Genomic DNA, 24,795 nt, shown 5'->3' with positions numbered 1-24,795 from the left:
CTCCAATAGCCAGCGCGCCGCAGCCCTTGCCCCCTGGCTCCACTACTACAACACTCAACGACGTCACAGCGCACTCGGCGGCCTCCCACCGATAAGCCGACTGACACCAACCTCATGACCCGGTACAACTAGACAGCGTCCTTTACTGTGTATGCCCATGCAGCAATGTGAACGCGTCGACCTGGACTTCGTCGAGAACGCGCCATTCCGGTTCGTCAGCACCGTCGACCTCGCGATCACGCCCGAGCAGCTCTTCGAGGTGCTCGCCGACGCACAGTCGTGGCCTTGCTGGGCCTCCGTGATCACCGAGGTGACGTGGACGAGCCCCGAACCACGCGGCGTCGGCGCCACCCGAACGGTGAAGATGCGCGGCGGCATCGTCGGCGACGAGGAATTTCTCGCCTGGGAACCCTACAGCCACATGGCTTTTCGGTTCAACGAGGCCTCGACGGGAAGTATCGGCGCATTCGCCGAGGACTACCGGGTGGTGCGGACGGCGCAGGGCTGCCACCTGACGTGGGTGATGGCGATGAAGCCCAACGGCGCCGCCGCCCGGATCGGGATGACGCTCGGCGGGCCGGTGATGGGCTGGCTGTTCCAGAAGTTCCTGTACAACCTGCGCGACTACTCCGCTAAGCGCTTCGGGGTCTGAAGTCCGCGAAATTGCATTCCAGCAGGCGTCTACTCGCACTTTCGCTGCTGGAATTCCATTTCGCGGTTAGTACAGGCCAGCCCAGGCTTCGCGGCGCTGGGCGTCGGGGTCGGAGACCACCGTGTCGCGCGCACTCATGATGATGCGGGTGCAGCGCCGTTCGGTGTCGTAGACGGGCCAGTCGTGTCCGTTGGACCAGTGGATCTCGCCGGTGTCCCACCCCTGAGAAGCGAAGTCGAGCCAGGCCCGTTGCATGCGTCGCCCGACCGCAGGCTGCAGCCGCCGCCCCAGCGGGTGGATCTTGCGCCCGAGATATGACGCGTAGCTGTGCTGGATGTGCACGATCTCGCTGCCGTGGGTCGCGCCGAGGCCGAGCATGCGCAGGCTGAAGCCGAAATGGTCGAAGCGGTACATGTGGGTCGGGGCGTGTGCGCTGTAGGCATCGGCGAACGCCCACGCCGGACCGCCGAACATGACGTCGGAGGCGAACGCCAGCAACTCCCTTCGGCGCGGATAGTGCGGGTACGCGGCCAGCATGCGCTGTCTGGCGTCGGGCGCGACGCGGGCGAAGTAGGCCTCCACGGACGCCTGGGTGGTCGGCAGCATCGGCGGTTTGGTCCAGGCGAACATCGACGCTTCGTGGCTGTTGGTTCCGATGATCAACGGCACCCGCCGCAGAGTTCCCGCGCGCGCGGCGTCCACGGGGTGACGCGGCAACAGGTCGACGCCGTAGGTCAAGCCGTAGGCCAACGTCGGCGTGCGCGCGGCGCTTTCGAGTTGCAGCCTGCCCGCCGTGCGGCGCAGCTCGCGTTGCGGTAACCGCTTGATCTCCGAGACCGGTACGCCGAGTCGGCGCACGAACTCGCGTGCCTGCTCGGCCCGCAGCTCGCGATCGGCGATCAACGGCAGCGCCGGGCTCTGGGCGATCGCGCGGCTGAACAGACCGTCGGCGGCGGGGCTGGCAATCAGCGCGAGCACCGATGTGCCGCCAGCGGACTCACCGAACACCGTTACGCGGGACGGATCACCGCCGAAGGCCGCGATGTGGTCGCGGACCCACCGTAATGCGGCGATCTGGTCCCGCAGGGCCAGGTTGTCGTCGAACCCGTCGCCGAGGTCGCCGAGTTCGAAGCCACCGACGACGCCGATCCGATAGGTGATGTTGACGACGACCACGTCGCCGTTGGCGGCCAGCCGCGAGCCGTTGTAGAGCTGGAACTGTCCGGCACCGAACACGAACGCGCCGCCGGGGATCCAGACCATCACCGGAAGCGACGCGCTGGTGTCAGGCGACCACACCGTCAAGGTCAGGCAGGCTTCGTCACGCGCCTTGGGATCGTCGCGGCCGCCGCCGACGAACGACTTGCCCTGCGGGGGCAGCGGCCCGTGCTCGATCGCGTCTCGCACGCCTGTCCACGGCCGCTTCGGGTCGGGACCGAGGAACCGGCGGTCGCCAACCGGCTGCTCGGCATACCGCACGCCTCGCCAGACCCCGACGCCGCCCTCGGTCGTGCCGCGGAGATCACCTAGGTCGGTATGCACGATGACCGGATGTCCGAGAACGGTGGCCACGACCGAATCGTAGTGTGCAAAGCTGAACGTCATGACCTTCAACGAAGGTATGCGAATCGACACCAGCACCGCCTCGTCCAGTGGTGGCGGAGGCGGCCCCGGTCGCGGCATCGCCGTCGGCGGCGGAGTCGGCGGCCTGCTCGTCCTCATAGTGGCGTTGTTCCTCGGCGTTGACCCCAGCACGGTGCCTCAGCAGGGCCAGTACGACAGTCAGGGTGTGCAGGCGCCGGGTTTCGACCTCAGCCAGTGCAAAACCGGCGCGGACGCAAACGCGATCCCCCAGTGCCGCGTGCTCGCGACCGGCAACTCGCTCGACGCGATCTGGCCACAACTGATGCCCGACTACACGCGGCCCGGCGTTCATCTCTTCAAAAACAGCGTCAACACGGCCTGCGGCCCGGCGACCAGCGAGGTCGGCCCCTTCTACTGCCCGGCGGATCAGACCGCTTATTTCGACGTCGAGTTCTTCGACGTGCTGCGCGACCAATTCGGTTCCAGCGGCGGCCCGTTGGCGCAGGAGTACGTGGTCGCACACGAGTACGGTCACCATGTTCAGAACCTCACCGGCGCGCTTCGGCAGTCGCAGGGGCCCGGCGCCGCGGGTCCGACCGGCGGCGGCGTGCGCACTGAACTGCAGGCCGACTGCTACGCGGGGGTGTGGGCGCACTACGCCGCCATCACCAAGCAGGAAGGCACCGACGTCACGTTCCTTCAGCCGTTGACGGACAAGGACATCGCCGACGCGCTGTCGGCCGCGGCCGCGGTGGGCGATGACCGCATCCAGAAGCAGACCACCGGCCGGGTCAACCCCGAGGCGTGGACGCACGGATCGGCCACGCAGAGGCAGAAGTGGTTCACCGAGGGCTACCGCACCGGTGATCCGCAGGCCTGCGACACGTTCTCCACGAACGACCTTGGGTAGGACGCCAACGGCCGTCGATGCCGTCGCCGAACGCTATCTCGACACTCTTGCCGAGCTCGACCCTTGTGCGGCAACCGAAATGGGCATCACCGGCCACGACCGCAACTACGACGAGAAAATCACCGACTACTCCCCCGACGGTGTCGCCGCACGTGCCGACGCCGCGCGCCGAACACTGCGCGAACTCGGCAACGTCACCGCCGAGGACGCTGTCGACGAGGTGACGGTGGCGGCGATGCGCGAGCGCCTCGGCATCGTGATCGACATCAACGACGCCGGGCTCGATATGGGCGAACTCAACGTAATCGCATCCCCGCTACAGTCGATGCGCGATGTGTTCGACCTCATGCCCACGGACACCGACGACGACTGGGCGGTGATCGCACGCCGACTCTCGCAGGTGCCCGACCGTGTCGCCGGATATGCCGATGCGCTGCGGACCGCGACCACCACCGGCCATCCCCCCGCGGTGCGCCAGGTCGCGCGCGGCATCGAGCAGTCCGCAAGCATCCAGCACCTGTTGGTAGACATGGTCGCGGCCGCAGTCCCCGACAACGCAACGCTGCACGACGAACTGCAACAACACGCGGCCAACGCAGCGAACGCCTACCGCGAACTCGGCAGGATTCTCGGAGACGAGATCGCACCACATGCGCGCCTCGAGGACGCGGTGGGCCGCGAGGCCTACCGGTTGTGCTCGCGTTCCTTTCTCGGCGCCGAGGTCGACTTCGACGAGACATACGAGTGGGGCCTTCAGCGGCTGGAAAGCATTGTCGCCGAACAGGAGAAGCTCGCCAAGCAGTTGTACCCCGGAACGTCGATCGCGGACGCCCTGCGGCGCCTAGACACCGAGGAGCGCTACCTCATCCACGGCGTGGACGCACTGCAGGTATGGATGCAAGACCTCTCCGACCGCGCTGTCGAGGCTCTCGCCGACACGCACTTCGACATCGCCGAACCACTGCGCCAGCTGGAGTGCCGGATCGCGCCCACTCACACCGGCGGCATCTATTACACCGGTCCGTCGGAAGACTTCAGCAGGCCCGGTCGGATGTGGTGGTCGGTCCCGCACGGCATCGACACCTTCCACACGTGGCAGGAGACGACGACGGTGTTCCACGAGGGCGTTCCGGGACACCATCTGCAGATCGGGCGCGCTGTCGTGCGCGCCGACCAACTCAACCGATGGCGGCGACTGGGCTGTTTCGTGTCGGGCCACGGGGAGGGCTGGGCGCTCTACGCCGAACGGCTGATGGCCGAACTCGGTTGGCTCGACGATCCCGGCGACCACATCGGAATGCTTGATGCACAACGCTTTCGGGCCGCGCGCGTCGTAATTGACATCGGCGTGCACTGCGGTATGACCGCACCCGACGGCACCCTGTGGGATGTCGACAAGGCGTGGCAATTCCTGGTTTCGCACAGCGCGATGAACGAGGAGCACCTGCAGTTCGAACTCGACCGCTACCTCGGCTGGCCGGGCCAGGCGCCGTCGTATGCGATCGGCCAGCGAATCTGGCAACGGCTGCGCGACGAGACGCTGGGCCGGGGTGTGTCGCTCAAGGAGTTCCACGATCGCGCCCTGGATCTCGGCGGATTACCGCTCGACGTGCTCCGGTCCGCGATGACGCGCGATTTCGCCTCCGGCTGAGCCCCTTTCACTGCCCACTCGTACGCCCTAGCGTGGACGCATGGATTCCGTGGCCGTCACGCCGAACCTCACCATGCTCGTCGTCAACGGGTGGCAGGTCTACGCCTGGCGCGACGGTGACTCGGTCACGCTGATCGACACCGGGGCACCGGGATCCGGCGCAGCCATCGCCGAGGCGGTGCCCGCAATCGATCGGATAATCCTGACGCACGGACACGTCGACCACATCGGCTCGGCCGCCGAACTCCACAGGTCGACCGGTGCCCCGGTTGTCGCCGGCGCCGGGGATGCCGCCGCGATTCGCGACGGAGCTGCGCTGCCCCCACCGGTGTTCGAGGACTGGGAGGTGCCGATCCACGCGCGTGTCGCAGCAGGATTGCCCGATGCGGCCGAGCCCGTTCCCGTCGACCGGCAACTGCGCGACGGCGACATGCTGGATTTCGGCGGCGGCGCCGAGATCCTGTCGATACCGGGTCACACCGAGGGCAGCATCGCGATTCATCTGCCACATCACGGCGTGCTGCTCACCGGCGACACCATCGCCAACGTCGGCACGCTCATGCTCGGCACCTTCAACCAGGACCGTGCGCGCACGGTGGCGTCCTTCCGCCGCCTTGCCGCGCTCGACATCCACACCGCGTGTTTCGGTCACGGCGAGCCGATCGTCACCGGCGCGGGCGTCCGGCTTCGCGAGGTCGCGGCCACGTTGACGTGACCGGCTCCATCCGAATCGCCCAGCGAGTACCGTCACGACTGGCCAAAGGAGACACTCATGCGCATTGCAGTCGCAGGTGCGACGGGAAACATCGGCGCCCGCACCGCCGCCGCGCTCGAGCGCGACGGTCACGAGGTCGTCCCCATCAGCCGCTCACACGGGGTCGACCTGATGTCCGGTGAAGGTCTGGACGCCGCCCTCACCGGTGTGCAGGCCGTCGTCGACGCCATCAGCGCACCACCCACCGATCGTGACCGCACCATCGAATACTTCGGCACCACCACACGCAACCTGCTCGCCGCCGAACAGCGCACGGGCGTCGGCCATCATGTGCTGCTGTCGATCGTCGGCATCCGCGACATCGAAGGCAATGCGCACTACTCGGGTAAGCGGGAACAGGAGCGGCTCGTCGCCGACGGACCGGTGCCGTGGACGATCGTGCCCGCCACCCAGTTTCACGACTTCGCGGCCATGGTCGCCGGTTGGTTCGAACAAGACGGGGTGTCGACCATCGCGCCGTTGCTCGTGCAACCGATCGCGCCCGACGACATCGCTGAGGTTCTCGCCGAGGTCGCCGTCGGCCAACCGCAGGGCCGGTATGTGGATGTCGCGGGGCCAGAGCCACAAGACCTCGTCGACATGGCCCGCCGGACGCTGGCCGCCAGGGGCAAACAGGTCAAGCTGGTGCCGACCTGGTCGGGCATGTTCGGGTTGTCGATGTCGGGAAATGTTTTGCTGCCGGGCGAGAATGCGCGCATCGCCCCGACGACGTTCGACGACTGGCTCGCCGCCGGCGCCAACTGATCAGGAGAACTTGATGACCAACCCCGATACCCCGCTCGCCGGAAAAGTGGCCTACGTGACGGGCGCCGCTCGCGGACAGGGGCGTTCGCACTGCCTGCGGTTGGCACGCGCCGGCGCCGACATCGTCGCAATCGACGCGTGCGGTCCGGTCGCCGAGTACAACGGCTATCCGCCTGCACTCCCGGAGGATCTCGCCGAGACGGTCAGCCTCGTCGAGGGCGAGGGCCGCAAGATCGTCGCCGACCGGGTGGACGTCCGCGACCTCGCCGGACAGCAGCGGGTGGTCTCCGACGCAATCGAACAGTTCGGCCGCCTCGACATCGTCGTCGCCAACGCCGGTGTCATGAATTGGGGTCGGCTGTGGGAGATCTCGGCGCAACAGTGGCAGGAAGTCCTCGACGTCAACCTCACCGGTGTGTGGAACACGATCAAGGCCGCGGTGCCGCCGATGATCGAGGCGGGCAACGGCGGCTCGATCATCACGATCAGTTCGGCAGCCGGCATCAAGGCCGTTCCCGGGTGCGGTCACTACTGCGCCAGCAAGTTCGGCGTCGTCGGACTCACCAACTCGCTGGCGGTCGAACTCGGCGAGTTCGGCATCCGGGTCAACTCGGTGCATCCGTACGGCACCGACACCCCGATGGGCAACGACACGTCGATGTGGCAGGTCTTCGCCGACCACCAGACCTACATCCACAGCTTCTCCCCCGGCGCGCTGCCGACAGAGTCACTGGCGGACCCGGATCTGATCTCCGACATCGTCGTCTGGCTGGCCAGCGACGCCTCGTCGCTGCTGACCGCGGCTCAAATCCCCGCCGACAAAGGCTATCTCAAGATTTGAGCTTGCCGCGACTCTGAGCTTATGCGTCAAATCCGGCCGAAACTTCGTGCAGAAGTTCAGTTTCGGTGAGCGGGCACCGGCCTTGTCACAGGCGCGACTGCTCCTTGATCGCCGTGTCGCTGGTGCGCAGCGGCCGGATCAACGCGTCCTGGGTGAACGATGCGATGAGCTCACCGGCCTCGGTGTGCACGGTTCCGCGGACATACGACATGCCCGCGCCCACCTGCGTGCTCTCGTGGCTGTACAGCAGCCACCCGTCGAATGCGAACGGTTCGTGGAAGCTGACGGACACCGTCATCGGTGCGGTCGACACGGTGACGTGGGACTGCGCGGTGCCGATGCCCTCGTGGGCGCGCATGGTCGTCGAAATACCAAGGTGTCCAGTCAGATACGCGACGAGCGCCTTGGCGAGCTCATCGCGGTCGGGGGTCTTGTCGTAGCGCACCCAGGCGTACAGTTCCGGTGGGCCGACCTCGTCGGGGCTGTTGACGTCGACGACATCGACCAGCCGGATCTCGCGGCCGGCCATGGCCATGCGCGCGTCGTTCGCCTCGGCGGGCGACTTCACCTCAGGACGGGCGACGGCGTGCCGGATGACGTCGTCGGTCGGGACGTCGGTCAGCACGGTGACGGTGATGCAGCGCTTGCCGTTCTGCTTGGCCGCGACGACAGCGGTTGCGGTGGAACGGCCTTCGTTGACGACGTCGATCTCCAACTCGACCGGACCTGCCGCGACCATGACCGCCCGCGAGAACACCGCATGCGCTGACCGCACCGACTTGCCCTCGAACCGCTTGGCCACCGCCACGATCACTTGGGCGAGGACCTGGGTGCCCTCGACGACCTGCCGGTCCTCTTCACCGGCGGGCCCGGTCTCGGCGATGAATCGGTTGTCCCCGTCCTGGCGGACGTCGAACAGGTCGAGCAGGGTGTCGACGGTCCACTGTTGTTGCGCTGAGTCTGTCGTCATGACAAGGAACAGTAACCGAGCTTCTACAAAAGCGGTAACGTCGTTACCAGTCGATCTCGAGCCGGAAGGTGACGACCATGGCCAAGCCGAGCGGGCGCCCCGTCGCGGGCGCCACACGGCTGGCCGACGCCGCCGATGGCGACCCCCGGCCCAAGCGCTTCATGAAGTCGGCGCTGGCGATCCTCGGCGAGACCGGACGCACCGACTTCACCGTGCTCGAGGTCGTCGAGCGGTCGAAGACGTCGCTGCGGTCCTTCTATCAGCACTTCTCGACCAAGGACGAACTGCTGCTCGCACTCGTCGACAAGATCATGTCCGAGTCGACGCGCCGCTGGCGCGAGGACACCGCCGGCCTGCCTGCCGCGGCGGCCCTTCGCGTGCTCATCGATCGGATCTGCACTCCGCCGGAGACCACCACCCAGGACAAGGTCAACCGCGGTCTGACCAACTACAACGACCGCCTCGCCGAGACCTTGCCGCGCGAATACTCGCGCGTGCTCTCACCGGTCTACGAGCTGATCAAGGACATCATCAACCGCGGAATCGCCGAGGGCGTCTTCCGGCCGGACCTCAACGTCGACGCCCGGGCCGCGCTGATCATGCAGTCGTCGCTGGGCGCGATCCGGCTGCAGGTGCTCGGCGCGGAACTCAGCGGCATACCGGTCGGCGCAGACGACATCTACGACTTCTGCCTCAGCGGGCTCACCGGCCCGGACAACAACGCTTGACCTGCGCCGCACCGGCAGAGAACAGGCTTCTCCGACGCCGGTGTTTCTGCTGGTCCCAAAGTGGTAATGTCATTACCACTAACAGCCAATCAGACTTGCAGGAGGCGAACATGACACGCCAGCTTCCGTATCCCGTGTTCGACGCGGACAACCACTTCTACGAGCCCAAAGAGGCGCTGACCAAGTTCCTCCCGGACCACCGCAAGCACGTCATCGACTACATCGAGGTGCGCGGACGGACCAAGATCATGGTGCGCAACCAGGTCAGCGACTACATCCCGAACCCGACCTTCGAGGTCGTCGCGCGCCCGGGCGCCCAGGAGGAGTACTTCAAGCACGGCAGCGGTGGCAAAAGCTTCCGCGAGGTGATGGGCAAGCCGATGAAGGCGATTCCGGCCTTCCGCGAACCCGCCGCGCGACTCGAGGTCATGGACGGCCTCGGCCTGGACTACTCGCTGATGTTCCCGACCCTGGCCAGCCTGGTCGAGGAGCGGATGAAGGACGATCCGGAACTGATCCTCGACGTCATCCACGCGCTCAACGAGTGGATGTACGAGACCTGGCAGTTCAACTACGAGGACCGGATCTTCTCCACCCCGGTGATCAACCTCGGCATCGTCGACCGCGCGCTCGAAGAACTCCAATGGTGTCTGGAGCGCGGCGCCAAGACGGTTCTGGTCCGGCCGGCGCCGGTGCCCGGTGTGCGCGGCACGCGGTCGTTCGGGCTGCCCGAGTTCGACCCGTTCTGGGACGCCTGCGTCAAGGCCGGTATTCCGGTGTCGATGCACGCCTCGGACTCCGGCTACGCCGAGTACCTCAACGACTGGGAACCGGCCGATGAGTACCTGCCGTTCAAGCCGACCGCGTTCCGGATGGTGTCGATGGGCAAGCGGCCGATCGAGGACTCGATGGCCGCGCTGGTGTGCCACGGCGCGCTGACCCGCAATCCCGATCTGCGGATCCTGTCCATCGAGAACGGCGCCGACTGGGTGCCGTACCTGTTCAAGCAGTTCGAGGGCGTCTACAAGAAGATGCCGCAGGAGTTCCCCGAGAACCCGATCGAGGCGTTCAAGCGTGGGGTGTATGTCGCACCGTTCTGGGAGGACGACTTCGCCAAGATGGCCGACCTCATCGGCGTCGACCGGGTGATCTTCGGGTCGGATTGGCCGCACCCGGAGGGGCTGGCCGAGCCGACCCATCTGATCGACGACCTGCAGGGCCTCGACGAGGAAGGCCAACGGAAGGTCATGGGCGGCAACATGATCGACCTGTTCAAGGTGCCCAACGAGATCGTCCACAACCCCGACGTGCCTGCGCTCGTCATCCCCGCCTGAGTTCAGGCGCCGTCGCGAAACGTGCGTGTCGATGCGTCGACACGCACGTTCGCACGATTACGAAAGAGAGCCCGTGACCGATAGCTCGAACAACGGCACGAATCCCGAGGTGCTGCTCTTTGCCTCGACGACGCAGTCGTTCCTCGAAAAGGAAGTGCCGCTGAGTCGGATACGCGAGATGCACGACGCCGGAAGCTCGTTCGACGCCGACTGGTGGCGTCGCGCCGTCGAACTGGGCTGGACCAGCCTCCTGGTTCCCGAGGAACTGGGCGGCGGCAGCGTCTCCGGGGAGGGAGTCAAGGATCTGGCGCTGGTCGCCGAGATCGCCGGCAAGACCGTCGCTCCCGGTCCGCTGCACCCGGTCAGCACCGTGCTCGCCGGACTGGTGGAGGCGCCCGCCGGCCACGAGGACACTATCGAGGCGCTGGTCGCCGGTGAGACGGTGGCCAGCTGGGCGGTCTACGAGCCCGGGCAGCAGTGGTCACCGCTGACGCCGACCGTCACCGCCACCGCCACCGCGACCGGGTTCCGTATCGACGGGGTCAAGGACCGGGTCGAGGCCGGCGCCGACAGCGCATTGTTCTTGGTCACAGCACAATCCGACGACGGTATCCGGCAGTTCCTCTTACCCGCCGACACACCGGGTGTGCGCGTGGAGCCGCAGCGCTCGATCGACATGGTCAAGACCTACGCCCGCGTGCACTTCGACGGGGTCGAGGTCGATGCGGGCGCCGCGGTGGGCACCGCCGACCAGACACCGGCCTTGATCGAGCGGCAGACCCAGATCGCGTGCGTACTGCAGTGCGCGGAGGTGGTCGGCATCCTGGATACGGTGCTGGCCTTCACGATTCAGTGGGGTTTCGACCGGCTTTCCTTCGGTCGCCCCCTTGGCTCGTATCAGGCGCTCAAGCACAAGTACGCCGACCTGAAGATCTGGTTCGAAGGATGCCGTGCCACGACCAACGCAGCGGTGGCCGAGGTGGCCGCGCGGACGCCCGGTGCGGCGATGGCCGTCAGCGTCGCGAAATCGTACGTGGGCGAATACTCACCGGGCATGTTGCAGCTGTGCGTGCAGCTGCACGGCGGCATCGGGGTGACGTGGGAACACGACCTGCACCTGTTCCTGCGACGAACCACGTTGAGCCGCTCGATGTTCGGCACTCCCGAGGAGCACAACCTGCGCGTCTACTCGCTCACCAAGAACCTGGAGCATGCGTCATGACCGAGACCACGTCGGCCCCCGCCGCGACCGCCACCACGGAGTCGGTCGAGGAGTTCGCCGCTCGAGCCGAAGCCTGGCTGGCGGAGAACATGCCGCCCATCGATCCGAACAATCCCCCCGAACACGACCGCGGTGAAGAGGAGCCGTGGCTGCGCGCGCGGGAACTCCAGAAGCGGTTGTGGGAGGGCGGATTCGCCGGCATCTGTTTCCCCAAGGAGTACGGCGGGCTCGGTCTGCCGATCGCCTACCAGAAGGCGTTCGACAGGGTCTCGCGTGCATATGAGCTGCCGATCATCCTCAACACCCCGACGTTCACGATCTGCGCGGCCACCATCCTCGACACCGGTAGCGAACAGCAGAAACGACAGCACATCTCCGCGGCGCTGCGCGGCGACGAGGTGCTGGTGCAGCTGCTGTCGGAACCGAGCGGCGGCTCCGACCTCGCCGGTGTGATCACCCGCGCCGACCGCAAAGGCGACAAGTGGGTGATCAACGGGGCAAAGACTTGGAGCACGAGCGCTTTCGCCGCTGACTACGGGTTGATGCTGGCACGCACCAACTGGGACGTGCCCAAGCACGAGGGTTTGACGATGTTCCTGGTGCCCATCGACAGCCCCGGCATCACGCTGCGCCGCATCAAGCAGGTCAACGGTTCCGTCGAGTTCTGCGAGGAGTTCTTCGACAACCTCGAACTCGACGACGACGCCGTGGTCGGCGAGGTCGACGCGGGCTGGCACGTCGCCTCCCGGCAGCTGTACCACGAGCGGCGCGCGGTCGGCGGCGGATCGGAGTTCGCCAGCGGGATCGGCGCCGAGGGCAAATCCGATGTCCCGACCAATTACGTTGAGCTGCTAGAGAAGGCCGGTCAGGCCGACAACGCGCGGCTTCAGGAGATGGCCGGGCGCGCGCTGGTGCACCGGACCGTTCGCGAGCAGCTGATCGACCACGTCTACCACGGTGTGCTCGACGGCTCGCTACCGCCGGCCGCCGGGTCGATCATCCGCATCGCGCACGCCGACGTCCATCACGTCGAGTTCGACACGGCGCTGGCGATCACCGGCAGCGCGGGTGTGGTCGACGTCGACGGTGTGCTGATCCGTCACGGCGAGCGATACCTGTCGCGCCAAGCCGCCGCCCTCGGGGGCGGCACGACCGAGATCGCGCGCAACATCATCGGCGAGCGCGTGCTCGGCTTCCCCCGCGAACCCGCCGCCGACCGCGACGTGCCGTTCAAGGAGGTCAAGCGCAACAGGAGCTGACCCTTTTCTCAGAACAGGGTGGGTTGCAACGCTGGGACGGGTACAGGCGCGGGCGGTGTGGCCGCGGCGCGGATCGACCGGCGGTCGGGCGCCAGGCCGTACTTGGCGACAAGCGGTGCCGCCCGGTGGTGCAACATCTTCCGATAGTCCTGCGGCAGGTAGGCGCCGCGGCGATACAGCTCGCGGTACTTTCCCACCAGCTCCGGGTGCGAGCCGGCCAGCCAGTTCATGAACCAGCCGCGTGTCGAACCGCGCAGGTGCAGGCCGAAGACGGTGACACCGGTGGCGCCCGCCGCCGCGATCTGGGCGAGCAGCGCCTCGAGATGCTCGGCCGAGTCCGTCAGATGCGGCAACACCGGCGCCACCATCACATGGCAGTCCAGACCGGCGTCGCGGATCGCGGCGATCATCCCGAGCCGCGCATGCGGCGACGGTGTGCCCGGTTCGACTTCCCTGTGCAGCACGGGATCTTCGATGGCGAGCGAAACCGCCACGCTGACGTCGACCTGACGGGCGGCCTCGCGGATCAGCGGCAGGTCGCGTCGCAGCAGCGTGCCCTTGGTGAGGATGGAGAACGGGGTGCCGGAATCGGTCAGGGCCGAGATGATCCCGGGCATGAGCGCATAGCGGCCCTCGGCCCGCTGGTAGGGATCGGTGTTGGTGCCCAACGCCACCGTCTCACGCTGCCACGACCGCCGCGACAGTTCGCGGCGTAGCACGTCGGCCACGTTGGTCTTGACCACGACCTGACTGTCGAAGTCGCTGCCGGAGTCCAGATCGAGATATTCGTGCGTGGGCCTCGCGAAGCAATAGCGACAGGCGTGCGAGCATCCGCGGTAGCCGTTGACCGTGAACCGGAACGGCAGCATGGCCCCGTTGGGCACCTTGTTGAGCGCCGATTTGCACAGCACTTCGTGGAATGTGATGCCCTCGAACTGCGGCGTCCGCACGCTGCGCACGAAACCGATACGCTGCAGGCCGGGCAGCGCACCGTCGTCGACGCCGACACCCTGACCATCCCACCGCATACACTCGATTCGAACTCACGTTCGATGGGTTGTCAAGGTCGACGCGCGCGAGCGCTTTGCAGGACAGAAATTGGGGGCGATGTGGCGAGCGAGAGCCACGAGGACGAGCTGCGCTCCGAGCAGCGCTACATCGACGGGTTGTACGCGCGACTCGACGCCGAACGCGCACGGGTGCGGGCGCACTACGACGCGGCGCTGCGCGGTGACGGCGGCTCACTGGTCGACCGTGATGCCGAGGTGCGCGCGGTGGCCAAGCGGATGAACCGGCTCAACGTGGCCGACCACGGGCTGTGCTTCGGTCGGCTGGACAGCGTCACGGGCGATCGTCTCTACATCGGTCGTATCGGCTTGCTGGACGAGGCCAACGAGTACGAGCCGCTGCTTCTCGACTGGCGGGCTCCCGCGGCGCGCCCGTTCTACGTCGCCACCGCGGCCCACCCCGAGGGCATGCGCCGCCGGCGCCAGTTCCACTCCATCGGGCGTCGCATCACCGATTTCACCGACGAGACCCTGGGCAGGCCCACCGAAGGTGCGCAGGGTGACGCCGCGTTACTCGCAGCGGTCAACGCGCCCCGCGGCGAGGGCATGCGCGACATCGTCGCGACCATCCAGTCCGAACAGGACGAGATCATCCGGCTCGAGCACCCGGGCGTCCTGGTGATCGAGGGCGGCCCGGGCACGGGCAAGACCGTCGTCGCACTGCACCGTGTCGCCTACCTGCTCTACACGCAGCGGGAGCGGATGGAACGCCACGGCGTGCTGGTGATCGGCCCGAACACCGCGTTCCTACGGCACATCGACCGGGTGCTGCCCTCGCTCGGTGAGACCAACGTCGTGTTCATGACGACCGGTGACCTCGTTCCCGGCCTGCGGGTCACCGCCGAGGACACTCCCGACGCGGCACGGGCGAAGGGGTCGCTGACGATCTTGGACGTGCTGGCCGCGGCGATCGCCGACCGGCAACGGGTCCCCGAAGAACCGGTGCCGATCAAGCTGGCCGACGTCACGGTGCGGATCGATGCCGAGACGGCCGAGTGGGCGATCCAGGAAGCCCGCGACAGCGGCTTGCCGCACAACGACGCGCGCGCGGTGTTCGTCGACGTCATCACCTGGGCGCTCACCGAGCGGGCGATCGCCCGCATCGGCAAGGGCTGGCTGACCCGCGACGACAAGGCGGCGTGGGAACACCTGCGCGCCGAGCTTCTCGACGAACTCGGTGACCACGACGCGTTCAACACCGCCCTCGACGAGCTGTGGCCACAGCTGACACCGGAGGCCTTGCTGGCCGGGCTCTACGAATCGGTTGAACGACTCAGCGCCGTAGGCGCCGACGAGTCCCTGCTGCGCGCCCAAGGCGATGCCTGGACGGTGTCGGACGTGCCGCTGCTCGACGAGCTGGTCGACATGCTGGGCGGCATCAAACCGGACCCCGCGGCCGAGACTCAGCGGCAGGAGGAGGCCGCGTACGCCGCCGGCGTGCTGGACCTGATGGTGGCCCGCGAGGACCTGATGGCCGACGAGGATCACCTGCTCGCCACCGACCTCATCGGCGCCGAAGACCTCGCCGAGCGGTTCGTCGAGCGCGACAACCGTGCCCTCGCTGAACGTGCTGCGGCAGACCGTGATTGGACATACCGGCACGTCGTCGTCGACGAGGCGCAGGAGCTTTCGGAGATGGACTGGCGGGTGCTGATGCGTCGGTGTCCCAGCAAGTCCTTCACCGTGGTGGGCGATCTGGCGCAACGCCGATCAGCAGCGGGCGCCACGTCGTGGGGCTCGATGCTCGATCCGTATGTGCCCGGGCGCTGGGTGTATCGGCCGCTGTCGGTGAACTACCGCACGCCCGCCGAGATCATGGACATCGCCGCGGGCCTGCTCGCCGAGTTCGCACCCGACGTGCGGCCACCCGAATCCGTTCGCGCATGCGGTGTTCGGCCATGGGCGCGCCTCATCGAAACCGACGAACTACCCGACGCGATCGACGAGTTCCGGCGCGACGAAGACAGCCGCGACGGGACCAGCGTCGTGATCGGGCCTGCGGGAATGGCGGGGACCATGTCACCGTCGGAGATCAAAGGATTGGAGTTTGACGCGGTTCTCGTCGTCGAGCCGGGCCGAATCCTGGCCGACGGTCCTCGCGGGGCGGCCGACCTCTACGTCGCGCTCACCCGCGCGACACAGCGGCTCGGTGTGCTGCACACCGAGCCGCTGCCACCCACGTTGAAATTGTCCGAGCTCCAGAGCGTGGCCGACTGAGCGGCCGCGATACCTACCGCGGTGCAGTCACCACTGGCTGAGCTGGCACTGCACCGTGTAGGTGCCGTCCTGCTGCACCGCCACCTCACCGTCGATCGCGATCTCGCAGTGCGGATTCGGGGAGGCTTGCATGGCGTGCACGCCCGTGCTCGCGGTGAGGATCGCCCACTGCGGGTCGGCCATCGTCGTCTCGAACACCCACGGCACGCCCGGCTGCAGAACCACTTCTTCCTTCTTCAGGTACGCATACGCGTCGGCGTTGTAGGCCTCCTTGTTCGGAGGCTGAGCCGTCAGATAGTTGAGTTGGAAGTCGGCAGGAGCCGTTGACGTCAGCGTGTACCGGACCACGTGGCCTTCCGACTGGGCATTCGCCGTCGCATGGCTGACCGCGACTGACGCCGCCGCCACCATGAGAGCCGCCCCGACCTTGGTTATAGCTGTTCGCATGTTCGTCACATCGCCGGACGGTATCAAACCGTTACAGCCGCGGCACCGCCGCTGCCGAGCGCCTTCCATGCGCCGCTGAACGGCACACGACCTGCGGAGAAGTCACAGGTTAATTTGTTCGTCACACGCAGACATTTCCCAGAAACACCACCGCTCTAACGTCCCGGTTCGACAACCACGCGATGTCGGGACCCGCGCCCGGCTCGACGCTCATCGCCGATGTGCGCTGCGGATATATAGGGAAAGGCTGTTCATGCGACTACCACGACGGTCCTCCGTGAGACGTTCAGCCCTTGTTGCCGGCGGAATCGTCGCTGCGACAAGCCTGGTGCTGGCCGGCTGCGGAAGCAAGGCGACCGAGTCGGATTCGACGAACGCCCAATCGTGCGTCGACACCTCGGGCCCGACGATCAAAGTGGGTGCGCTGAACTCGTTATCGGGCACGATGGCCATCTCCGAAGTGACCGTCCGCAACGCCATCGACCTCGCGGTCGAGCAGATCAACGCCTCCGGCGGTGTGATGGGCAAGCAGATCCAGCTCGTCGGCGAGGACGGCGCGTCCGAGCCGACGGTGTTCGCGGAGAAGGCCGAAAAGCTGATCAGCAGTGACTGCGTGGCAGCGGTGTTCGGCGGGTGGACCTCCTCGTCGCGCAAGGCCATGCTGCCGGTCTTCGAGAGCGCCAACTCGCTGCTGTATTACCCCGTGCAGTACGAGGGCCTGGAGTCGTCGAAGAACATCTTCTACACCGGCGCTACCACCAATCAACAGATCGTGCCCGCGCTCGACTACCTCAAAGAGAAGGGCGTCAAGTCGCTTTATCTGGTCGGCAGCGACTACGTGTTCCCGCAGACCGCCAACCGGATCATCAAGGCATACGCGGGCGCCAACGGCATCGAGATCAAGGGCGAGGACTACACGCCGCTGGGCTCGACAGACTTCTCGACCATCGTCAACAAGGTCCGCACCGCCGATGCCGACGCCATATTCAACACGCTCAACGGCGATTCGAACGTGGCCTTCTTCCGGGAGTACCGCAACGTCGGCCTGACCCCGGAGGCGATGCCGGTGGTGTCGGTGTCGATCGCCGAGGAAGAGGTCGGCGGCATCGGCATCCAGAACATCACCGGTCAACTCACCGCCTGGAACTACTACGAGACCGTCGACAACCCGGTCAACAAGGCGTTCGTCAAGGCCTATAAGGACAAGTACGGCGCCAACAAACCGACGTCGGATCCGATGGAGGCCGCCTACGTCTCGGTGTACCTGTGGAAGAACACGGTGGAAAAGGCGAAGTCGTTCGACGTCAAGGCGATTCAGGACAATGCGGGTGGCGTGACGTTCGACGCCCCGGAGGGCCTGGTCACCATCGACGGGGAGAACCACCACATCACCAAGACCGCGCGTATCGGCGAGATCCGGCCCGACGGGCTGATCCACACGATCTGGGAGTCGCCGGGACCGATCGAGCCCGACCCCTATCTCAAGTCGTATCCGTGGGCGGCCGGCCTGTCCAGCTGAGGCTCCGGGCGAGCGAAGCGACGGGAGTATGTCGTAGTGGATGTCCTTATCGGACAGCTGGCAACGGGATTGAGCCTCGGCTCGATCCTGTTGCTCGCCGCGCTGGGGTTGTCGCTGACGTTCGGCCAGATGGGCGTCATCAACATGGCGCACGGCGAGTTCATCATGGCCGGTTGCTACACCGCCTACGTGGTGCAGCAGATCGTGTCGAGCGCCGGTGCGTCGCTGTTGATCTCGCTGGCCGTCGGATTCGTGATCGGTGGGGCGATGGGTGCGCTTCTGGAGACCACGCTGATCCGCCGGATGTATCACCGGCCACTAGACACACTGCTGGTCACCTTCGGTGTCGGGTTGATCCTTCAGCAGGTCGCTCGCGACGTCTTCGGAGCTCCCGCGGTCAACGTGGTGGCGCCGGCGTGGTTGTCGGGCGGGGTGGAGATGTTCGGGGCGGTGGTGCCCAAGACGCGGATCTTCATCCTGGTGCTTGCCGTCGTCTGCGTCGCGACGCTGGCCACCGTGCTCAAGGTCAGCCCGATGGGTCGGCGGATCCGGGCGGTCGTCCAGAACCGCGACCTCGCCGAGACCAGCGGAATCTCGTCCCGGAAGACTGACATCACAACGTTTTTCATTGGTTCGGGGCTGGCCGCGGTGGCCGGTGTCGCGTTGACGCTGATCGGGTCGACCAGCCCGACCATCGGGCAGAGCTATCTGATTGACGCCTTCCTGGTGGTCGTCGTCGGTGGACTCGGCCAGATCAAGGGCACGGTCATCGCGGCGTTCGCGCTGGGCTTCTTGAATTCGTTCATCGAATACAACACCACCGCATCGCTGGCCAAGGTGATCGTGTTCGTGATCATCGTGATCTTCTTGCAGGCCCGCCCGCAGGGCCTGTTCACCGTCCGCACAAGGAGTCTCGCGTGAGAACCTTCGTTGGCCGCTGGCAGACCTGGGCCGGTTTCGCGGTGGCCGCGGTGCTGCTGTTCGCCGTGGCGCCCGCGGTGCTGTCGGATTTCCGGCTCAGCCTGCTGGGCAAGTTTCTGTGCTTTGCGATCGTCGCGGTCGGCATCGGGCTGGCGTGGGGCCGCGGCGGCATGCTCGTGTTGGGTCAGGGCGTGTTCTTCGGGCTCGGCGGCTACATGATGGGCATGCATCTGAAGATCGCCGACGCGCAGATATTCGGCAACGACGTGCCGGACTTCATGCAGATCGCCGGTGTGCGCGAATTGCCCGGCTACTGGCAGCCGTTCGCCTCCCCCGTCTTCACCCTGGCGGCAATCGTGGTTGTGCCTACGGTGATCGCGGCTGCGCTGGGGCTCGGCGTGTTCAAGCGCCGCGTCAAGGGTGCCTATTTCGCCATCCTGTCGCAGGCGCTGGCCGCCGCGCTGGCGATTCTGCTCGTCGGGCAGACCAGCCTGGGTGGCAGCAACGGGCTCAACAGGTTTCGCACGTTCTTCGGGTTCACGCTCAACGACCCGGCCAACCGGCGCATGCTGTACTTCATCGCCGCCGGCGTGTTGCTCGCCGTCGTCGCGGTGGTCCGCCAATTGATGCAGAGCCGGTACGGCGAACTGCTGGTCGCGGTTCGCGACGGTGAGGAGCGTGTCCGCTTCCTCGGCTACGACCCGGCGAACATCAAGGTGGTCGCCTACACCGTGGCAGCGCTGTTCGCCAGCATCGCGGGCGCGTTGTTCGCACCGATCGTCGGGTTCATCGCACCCTCGCAGGTGGGCATCCTGCCCTCGATCGCGTTCCTGATCGGCGTGGCGATCGGCGGGCGCACCACGCTGCTGGGGCCGGTGCTCGGCGCGATCGGGGTCGCGTGGGCGCAGACGCTGTTCTCCGAACGCTTCCCTTCGGAATGGACCTACGCACAGGGCCTGCTGTTCATCGTCGTGGTCGGCTTCTTCCCGGCTGGGTTGGCCGGTCTGGGTGTGCTGTTCAAACGGCGCCGGATCCGCAGGCGCACGAAACCCGTCGCAGTCGAACCCCAACCGCAGGCCGATCCCGACACCGAGAAGGTGGGTGCAGCCACATGACGCTGGAAGCAGAACCGATCGCGGGCGGCAACGTCGGCATGGGCACCGAGTACCTCGAAGTACGCGGACTCACAGTGGATTTCGATGGCTTCAAGGCGGTCAGCGATGTCGACTTGACGCTGTTTCAGGGCGACCTGCGCTTCCTGATCGGCCCGAACGGTGCGGGCAAGACGACGGTCATCGACGCGATCACCGGCCTGGTCGACGCCACCGGGTCGGTCAACAAATCCGGCGTCGAACTGCTCGGCAAGAAGGTGCATCAGATCGCCCGGCTAGGGGTGGGGCGCACGTTCCAGACGGCCACCGTCTTCGAGCAGCTGACCGTGCTGCAGAACCTCGACATCGCGGCGGGTGCCGGACGGTCGGCGTGGACGTTGTTGCGGCGCCGCAAGGGTGTGCTTCCCGCGATCGAAGAGGCGCTCGACACCATCGGGCTGAGCGACCTGGCCGACAAGCCGGCCGGGGTGCTGGCCCATGGACAGAAGCAGTGGCTGGAGATCGGCATGCTGCTTGTGCAGAACGCCGACGTGCTGCTGCTCGACGAACCCGTCGCGGGCATGAGCCACGAGGAACGAGAAGAGACCGGAAAGTTGTTGCGCCGCATCGGCGCCCAGCGCACAGTGGTCGTCGTCGAACACGACATGGACTTCATGCGCGCGTTCGCCACGTCGGTGAGCGTGCTCGCGCGCGGACAGGTGATCGCCGAGGGCTCTGTCGCCGAGGTGCAGGCCAACCCCAAGGTGCAAGAGGTCTACCTCGGCACCGCCGCGGCGGGCACCGCCGATGTCCCCGCCGAACTCATCGAGGAGTCCTGATGCTGTCACTGGTCGACGTGCGTTGCGGGTACGGCCGGTCCGAGGTCATCCACGGGGCCAGCGTCGACGTGCCCTCCGACGGGGTGGCCGCGGTGATGGGCCACAACGGAGCGGGTAAGACCACGCTGCTGCGTGCCGCGGTCGGATTGTTGCGATGCAGTGCGGGCAAGGTGCTCTTCGACGGCGACGACATCAGCAGGCTGCGCCCGAGTGCGCGCGTCGCGCGTGGACTGGCCTACGTGCCGCAGGGCCAGCAGTCGTTCGGCCAGCTCACCACGATGGAGAATTTGCAAGTCGTCGCGGACGGGCGCAAGAACGGTAAGCGGCTCATCGACGAACAACTCGACCTGTTCCCCGCGCTGAAGGAGTTGTTGACGCGCCGCGCCGGTCTGCTGTCGGGGGGTCAGCGCCAGCAGTTGGCGATCGCCCGCGCGCTGATCACCACGCCGAAGTGCATGATCCTCGACGAGCCGACCGAGGGCATCCAGCCATCGGTGGTCGCCGAGATCGAGGCGGCGATCACGTCGCTGACCCAGCGGGGTGACATGGGCGTGCTGCTGGTCGAACAGCACATCGGTTTCGCGCTGGAGTCCTCCCAGCACTACTACGTCCTCGAGTCCGGTCGCGTGACCTCCAGCGGCGCGGGCGGCTCGTCGTCTGAAGCCGATGTCCGCGCCGCGATGGCCATCTAGTGCTGTCTCCTCCCGCGAGCGCGCGCGTCTGCCTACGACACGCCGCGCGTTTCCAGCAGTTTGCGCACGCTCGCGGCCACCGAAGTGGCACAGTGCACCCGTGAACACAGCTTCGGAGCCGCAGGTACTGGCCGACACCGGCGGTCTTGTCGTCACCGACGACGGTCGTCGGGTGCTGGTCGTGGACCGAGGCACCGGGGCGCTGACGGTGCTGGCGTTCGTGCTCGGCGTCTTGACGCTCGTCGTCGGCGGGTTCGGGCTGATCACGCTGATCGGCGGTGCCCCGTCGCGGGCGCTGGGTGCCGTCTTCCTCGCGGTGGGCGTGGTACTGGCGGTATCCGCATTTCTCGTCGTCCGCAGGATCCGCAAGTACCGCAGCCGACCGCTGAACGAGTGCCGGCCCGCCGCGGTGCTCGACCGCAAGCTCGAGCTGTTCAGCTATCGCGGCGGCGCACTGGTACAGCTGGATCAGGTGCGTTTCGCCCGCAAGTTCCAAATCGGTTCCAGCTCACCGAAGCTCGTCGCCGTCACACCCGGGGGCACGAAAACACTCAAACGCGGCAACCCGTTCGACGGCGGTGTCGGGCATATCGACGAACTCTTGAACTCGGTCGCCCGCGGCTCTGCGTGAGCGCCCCGCTCGAGCCGATACCGCTGGCGGAGCAGGGGCCTGTCGTGGTGGCCGAGCGCGGTTTTGAGGTCCTGCTGATCGACCGAGGACGCGCGCCGACGGAGATGACCGTGCTGCTGTTGACGATGTCCGCGCTGATCTTCGGCGGCTTCGGCGTCGTGTCGATCTTCTACGCGTTCGCGTATTCGATGGTGTGGCCCTCGGCGGCGATCGGGGCTGCGCTGCTCGTCATCGGCATCCTGGCCTTCAGGACGATGATCCGCGGCGGCGCAGCACTTCGACACATGCGGATGACACCGCTGAGCGCGTACCCCGCGGCGGCCGTCTTCGACCGCCGGAACCAGACCTACCGCGACGGCACCGGTGAGATCGTGGCACCGCTGAACCAGGTGCAGTTCGAGCGGCGGTCGCGGTTGCTGACGTCGACTCTGGTCGCGGTCACCCCGTCATCGACGCGAGTCCTCATGCGCGGCAACGTGTTCAGTGGCGGCATCGGGATGCTCGACCGGGTGCTCGCCGACGCCGTACACCGCGCTTGAGCACGCTCGATAGGCCGCCAGTGTGCGCAAACTGCCGGAATTTCGCGGCGCGTCGTGTGCAGACCCGCACGCTCGCGTCCCTAGCGGCACTAGGGCCAAGAAATCAGGCGCGGTTGAGGCGGGCCAGCACCTCGGCCAGCACGTCGTCCACCGCTACGTCCGTCTGCTGCCCGGTCGCCAGATTCTTCACACCGATGGTGCCCGCCTCGATGTCGCGGTCACCAGCAACCAGCGCAAGCGCCGCACCCGAACGGTCCGCGGCCCGCATCGAACCCTTGATACCGCGGTCGCCGTAGGCAAGGTCGACGCGCACACCCGCCGCCCGCAGTCGCGCACCCAGCACGGTCAGCGTCACCTTGGCCTGATCGCCCAGCGGAACCCCGAAGACATCGACCCGTGCCGTCCCGCCGACGGTCTTGCCCTCAGCCTTCAAGGCCAACAGCGTGCGGTCGACACCTAGGCCGAACCCGATGCCGGACAGGTCCTTTCCGCCGAGCTGTGCCATCAGGCCGTCGTAGCGTCCGCCCCCGCCGATACCCGACTGGGCGCCGAGCCCGTCGTGGACGAACTCGAAGGTGGTCTTGGTGTAGTAATCCAGCCCGCGCACCATCCGCGGGTTGATGACGTACGGCACCCCCAACGCGTCCAGATGTGCCAGCACGGTGTCGAAGTGCTGTTTGGCGACGTCGGAGAGGTGGTCGAGCATCACCGGCGCATCGGCGGTCATCTCACGCATCTTCGGGCGCTTGTCGTCGAGCACCCGCAGCGGGTTGATCTCCGCGCGCCGCCGAGTCTCGTCGTCGAGGTCCAGCTTGAACAGGAAGTCCTGCAACAATTCCCGGTACTGCGGACGGCAGGTCTCGTCACCCAGCGAGGTGATCTCCAGCCGGAAACCGTCGAGTCCCAGCGATCGGAAGCCCGCATCGGCGATCGCGATCACCTCGGCGTCTAGGGCCGGGTCGTCGACGCCGATGGCCTCCAACCCGACCTGCTGCAGCTGACGGTAGCGGCCGGCCTGCGGTCGCTCGTACCGGAAGAAGGGCCCCGAGTAGCACAGCTTCACCGGAAGCGGCCCGCGGTCCAGGCCGTGCTCGATGACGGCGCGCATCACCCCCGCGGTGCCCTCCGGCCGCAACGTGACCGAGCGGTCACCGCGGTCGGAGAACGTGTACATCTCCTTCGACACCACATCGGTCGACTCCCCGACCCCGCGCGCGAACAACGCGGTGTCCTCGAAGATCGGCAGTTCGACGTCGCCGTAGCCGGCCCGGCGGGCGGTGTCGAGCAGACCGTCGCGCACACCGACGAATTGCGCCGAGTCGGGCGGCAGGTAGTCCGGGACGCCCTTGGGCGCCTGAAATTCACTCACTGGAACTCACTAGATCAAGCCTTCGAGAAACGGGTTGGTGCGGCGTTCGACACCGATCGTGGACTTCGGGCCGTGCCCCGGTAGTACCACGGTGTCGTCGTCGAGCACCAACAGTTTGTTGACGATCGAGCCGAGCAGGTCTCGACCACTGCCGCCCGGCAGGTCCGTCCGGCCCACCGACTGCCGGAACAGGGTATCGCCCGTGAACGCGACCGAACCCGGCCCGGACCCGATGGCCTCGTCGACGCGGAACACCACCGACCCGCGGGTGTGTCCGGGCGTGTGGTCGACGGTGACCGTCACACCGCCCAAGTCCACCTTGTCGCCGTCCTTGTCCAGTTCGAGCACCTGCTTGGGCTCGCGGAACAACGCGCCGAACGCCGAGCTGGCCAGGCCCCCGAGGAACCCCCGCCCGAAGTCCTTGATCGGGTCGGTCAGCATGAAGCGGTCCTCGGGATGGATGTAGGCCGGGCAGCCGTACATGTCGGCCACCTTCTGGGCCGACCAGATGTGGTCTATGTGGCCGTGGGTGAGCAGCACCGCCGCAGGTGTCAGCCGGTTCTCGTCCAGGATCCGGCGCAACGGCCCCATCGCCCGCTGGCCGGGGTCGACGACGATGGCGTCGCCCCCGGCCCGTGGGGCCAGCACGTAGCAGTTGCACGCCAGCATGCCGGCGGCAAACCCGGTGATGAACACGACGTCCAGTTTCCCACCACCCGATGGCGTGGGTCGCGGCGCCACACTCAGCAATGCCTGGCACACTCGTTGCCGATCGACCGACAAGAGGAGGACA

At 66.8% G+C, this 24,795-nt stretch carries 25 protein-coding genes; 19 read left to right on the top strand and 6 right to left on the bottom strand.

The window, feature by feature from the left end; translation table 11 throughout:
- Positions 1 to 118 (top strand): integrase core domain-containing protein (locus tag CEX87_RS02430; RefSeq protein ID WP_142301067.1); only part of this gene is annotated, 118 nt, incomplete at its 5' end.
- Between the two features lie 33 nt (positions 119 to 151).
- Complete coding sequence (locus CEX87_RS02425) at positions 152 to 652, top strand: SRPBCC family protein (RefSeq protein ID WP_064395400.1); 501 nt, start codon at positions 152 to 154, stop codon at positions 650 to 652.
- Positions 653 to 718: 66 nt separating this feature from the next.
- On the opposite strand, the gene CEX87_RS02420 is transcribed toward CEX87_RS02425, so the two are convergent.
- On the bottom strand, positions 719 to 2,257 hold the full coding sequence (locus CEX87_RS02420; protein WP_094285778.1) for a carboxylesterase/lipase family protein: 1,539 nt from the start codon (positions 2,255 to 2,257) through the stop codon (positions 719 to 721).
- Between CEX87_RS02420 and ypfJ the strand changes: the two genes are divergently transcribed.
- From ypfJ to CEX87_RS02395, 5 genes are read left to right on the top strand one after another with little or no spacing between them, the layout of a single operon-like run.
- Positions 2,256 to 3,146: a KPN_02809 family neutral zinc metallopeptidase gene (ypfJ, locus tag CEX87_RS02415; protein WP_094285776.1), complete on the top strand. Its 891-nt coding sequence runs from the start codon at positions 2,256 to 2,258 to the stop codon at positions 3,144 to 3,146. The genes CEX87_RS02420 and ypfJ overlap by 2 nt on opposite strands.
- Positions 3,139 to 4,797, top strand: a complete 1,659-nt coding sequence (locus CEX87_RS02410; protein WP_068197315.1) for a DUF885 domain-containing protein — start codon at positions 3,139 to 3,141, stop codon at positions 4,795 to 4,797. The genes ypfJ and CEX87_RS02410 overlap by 8 nt, the downstream gene beginning before the upstream one ends.
- Before the next feature lie 40 nt (positions 4,798 to 4,837).
- On the top strand, positions 4,838 to 5,512 hold the full coding sequence (locus CEX87_RS02405) for an MBL fold metallo-hydrolase (RefSeq protein WP_064425977.1): 675 nt from the start codon (positions 4,838 to 4,840) through the stop codon (positions 5,510 to 5,512).
- Positions 5,513 to 5,569: 57 nt separating this feature from the next.
- On the top strand, positions 5,570 to 6,316 hold the full coding sequence (locus CEX87_RS02400; RefSeq protein WP_064395396.1) for an SDR family oxidoreductase: 747 nt from the start codon (positions 5,570 to 5,572) through the stop codon (positions 6,314 to 6,316).
- A gap of 13 nt (positions 6,317 to 6,329) precedes the next feature.
- Positions 6,330 to 7,157, top strand: a complete 828-nt coding sequence (locus tag CEX87_RS02395; RefSeq protein ID WP_064395395.1) for a mycofactocin-coupled SDR family oxidoreductase — start codon at positions 6,330 to 6,332, stop codon at positions 7,155 to 7,157.
- A gap of 85 nt (positions 7,158 to 7,242) precedes the next feature.
- On the opposite strand, the gene CEX87_RS02390 is transcribed toward CEX87_RS02395, so the two are convergent.
- Positions 7,243 to 8,127: an acyl-CoA thioesterase gene (locus tag CEX87_RS02390; RefSeq protein ID WP_064395394.1), complete on the bottom strand. Its 885-nt coding sequence runs from the start codon at positions 8,125 to 8,127 to the stop codon at positions 7,243 to 7,245.
- A 77-nt stretch (positions 8,128 to 8,204) separates the two neighbouring features.
- Between CEX87_RS02390 and CEX87_RS02385 the strand changes: the two genes are divergently transcribed.
- From CEX87_RS02385 to CEX87_RS02370, 4 genes are all read left to right on the top strand, one after another.
- Positions 8,205 to 8,855 (top strand): TetR/AcrR family transcriptional regulator, encoded by a 651-nt coding sequence (locus tag CEX87_RS02385; protein WP_094285848.1) that lies wholly within the window; start codon positions 8,205 to 8,207, stop codon positions 8,853 to 8,855.
- 110 nt (positions 8,856 to 8,965) lie between these two features.
- Positions 8,966 to 10,189 (top strand): amidohydrolase family protein, encoded by a 1,224-nt coding sequence (locus CEX87_RS02380; RefSeq protein WP_094285774.1) that lies wholly within the window; start codon positions 8,966 to 8,968, stop codon positions 10,187 to 10,189.
- Between the two features lie 73 nt (positions 10,190 to 10,262).
- The gene (locus tag CEX87_RS02375) at positions 10,263 to 11,411 is read left to right on the top strand and encodes an acyl-CoA dehydrogenase family protein (RefSeq protein WP_233151231.1); all 1,149 of its coding nucleotides are present in this window, start codon (positions 10,263 to 10,265) and stop codon (positions 11,409 to 11,411) included.
- Complete coding sequence (locus CEX87_RS02370) at positions 11,408 to 12,670, top strand: acyl-CoA dehydrogenase family protein (RefSeq protein WP_064428418.1); 1,263 nt, start codon at positions 11,408 to 11,410, stop codon at positions 12,668 to 12,670. The genes CEX87_RS02375 and CEX87_RS02370 overlap by 4 nt, the downstream gene beginning before the upstream one ends.
- An 8-nt stretch (positions 12,671 to 12,678) precedes the next feature.
- On the opposite strand, the gene CEX87_RS02365 is transcribed toward CEX87_RS02370, so the two are convergent.
- Positions 12,679 to 13,698 (bottom strand): Rv2578c family radical SAM protein, encoded by a 1,020-nt coding sequence (locus tag CEX87_RS02365; protein ID WP_094285772.1) that lies wholly within the window; start codon positions 13,696 to 13,698, stop codon positions 12,679 to 12,681.
- Between the two features lie 81 nt (positions 13,699 to 13,779).
- Between CEX87_RS02365 and helR the strand changes: the two genes are divergently transcribed.
- Positions 13,780 to 15,954, top strand: a complete 2,175-nt coding sequence (helR, locus tag CEX87_RS02360) for an RNA polymerase recycling motor ATPase HelR (protein ID WP_233151228.1) — start codon at positions 13,780 to 13,782, stop codon at positions 15,952 to 15,954.
- A gap of 27 nt (positions 15,955 to 15,981) precedes the next feature.
- Here the strand turns inward: helR and CEX87_RS02355 are convergent, their stop codons facing one another.
- Positions 15,982 to 16,401 (bottom strand): hypothetical protein, encoded by a 420-nt coding sequence (locus CEX87_RS02355; RefSeq protein ID WP_174523534.1) that lies wholly within the window; start codon positions 16,399 to 16,401, stop codon positions 15,982 to 15,984.
- Positions 16,402 to 16,654: 253 nt separating this feature from the next.
- Between CEX87_RS02355 and urtA the strand changes: the two genes are divergently transcribed.
- The 7 genes from urtA to CEX87_RS27465 all read left to right on the top strand — a co-directional run bounded on the left by urtA (position 16,655) and on the right by CEX87_RS27465 (position 22,633).
- Positions 16,655 to 17,920 carry an urea ABC transporter substrate-binding protein gene (urtA, locus tag CEX87_RS02350; protein ID WP_094285770.1) on the top strand — a complete coding sequence of 422 codons (1,266 nt, stop codon included), beginning with the start codon at positions 16,655 to 16,657 and terminating at the stop codon, positions 17,918 to 17,920.
- A gap of 36 nt (positions 17,921 to 17,956) precedes the next feature.
- Complete coding sequence (gene urtB, locus CEX87_RS02345) at positions 17,957 to 18,841, top strand: urea ABC transporter permease subunit UrtB (protein WP_094285768.1); 885 nt, start codon at positions 17,957 to 17,959, stop codon at positions 18,839 to 18,841.
- Positions 18,838 to 19,956 (top strand): urea ABC transporter permease subunit UrtC, encoded by a 1,119-nt coding sequence (urtC, locus tag CEX87_RS02340; protein ID WP_094285766.1) that lies wholly within the window; start codon positions 18,838 to 18,840, stop codon positions 19,954 to 19,956. The genes urtB and urtC overlap by 4 nt, the downstream gene beginning before the upstream one ends.
- A complete protein-coding gene (gene urtD, locus CEX87_RS02335; protein WP_094285764.1) occupies positions 19,953 to 20,771 on the top strand; it encodes an urea ABC transporter ATP-binding protein UrtD in 819 nt (272 codons plus the stop codon). Before urtC ends, urtD begins: the two co-directional genes overlap by 4 nt.
- Positions 20,771 to 21,463, top strand: a complete 693-nt coding sequence (gene urtE / locus CEX87_RS02330; RefSeq protein WP_064417068.1) for an urea ABC transporter ATP-binding subunit UrtE — start codon at positions 20,771 to 20,773, stop codon at positions 21,461 to 21,463. Before urtD ends, urtE begins: the two co-directional genes overlap by 1 nt.
- A 100-nt stretch (positions 21,464 to 21,563) precedes the next feature.
- Positions 21,564 to 22,094 carry a hypothetical protein gene (locus CEX87_RS27315; protein ID WP_174522772.1) on the top strand — a complete coding sequence of 177 codons (531 nt, stop codon included), beginning with the start codon at positions 21,564 to 21,566 and terminating at the stop codon, positions 22,092 to 22,094.
- Positions 22,091 to 22,633 carry a hypothetical protein gene (locus CEX87_RS27465; RefSeq protein ID WP_233151226.1) on the top strand — a complete coding sequence of 181 codons (543 nt, stop codon included), beginning with the start codon at positions 22,091 to 22,093 and terminating at the stop codon, positions 22,631 to 22,633. The genes CEX87_RS27315 and CEX87_RS27465 overlap by 4 nt, the downstream gene beginning before the upstream one ends.
- A 103-nt stretch (positions 22,634 to 22,736) precedes the next feature.
- On the opposite strand, the gene hisS is transcribed toward CEX87_RS27465, so the two are convergent.
- Both hisS and CEX87_RS02310 read right to left on the bottom strand, forming a co-directional pair.
- Entirely contained in the window at positions 22,737 to 24,002 is a 1,266-nt protein-coding gene (gene hisS, locus CEX87_RS02315) for a histidine--tRNA ligase (protein ID WP_094285762.1), read from the bottom strand.
- A 9-nt stretch (positions 24,003 to 24,011) separates the two neighbouring features.
- Positions 24,012 to 24,698, bottom strand: a complete 687-nt coding sequence (locus CEX87_RS02310) for an MBL fold metallo-hydrolase (protein ID WP_094285840.1) — start codon at positions 24,696 to 24,698, stop codon at positions 24,012 to 24,014.
- Between the last annotated feature and the right edge of the window lie 97 nt (positions 24,699 to 24,795).

This window comes from Mycobacterium lehmannii (genome assembly GCF_002245535.1).
GTDB classification, from domain to species: domain Bacteria; phylum Actinomycetota; class Actinomycetes; order Mycobacteriales; family Mycobacteriaceae; genus Mycobacterium; species Mycobacterium lehmannii.
Note: the sequence above shows the minus strand (reverse complement) of the source record. Positions and strands in the feature narration are given on the sequence as shown.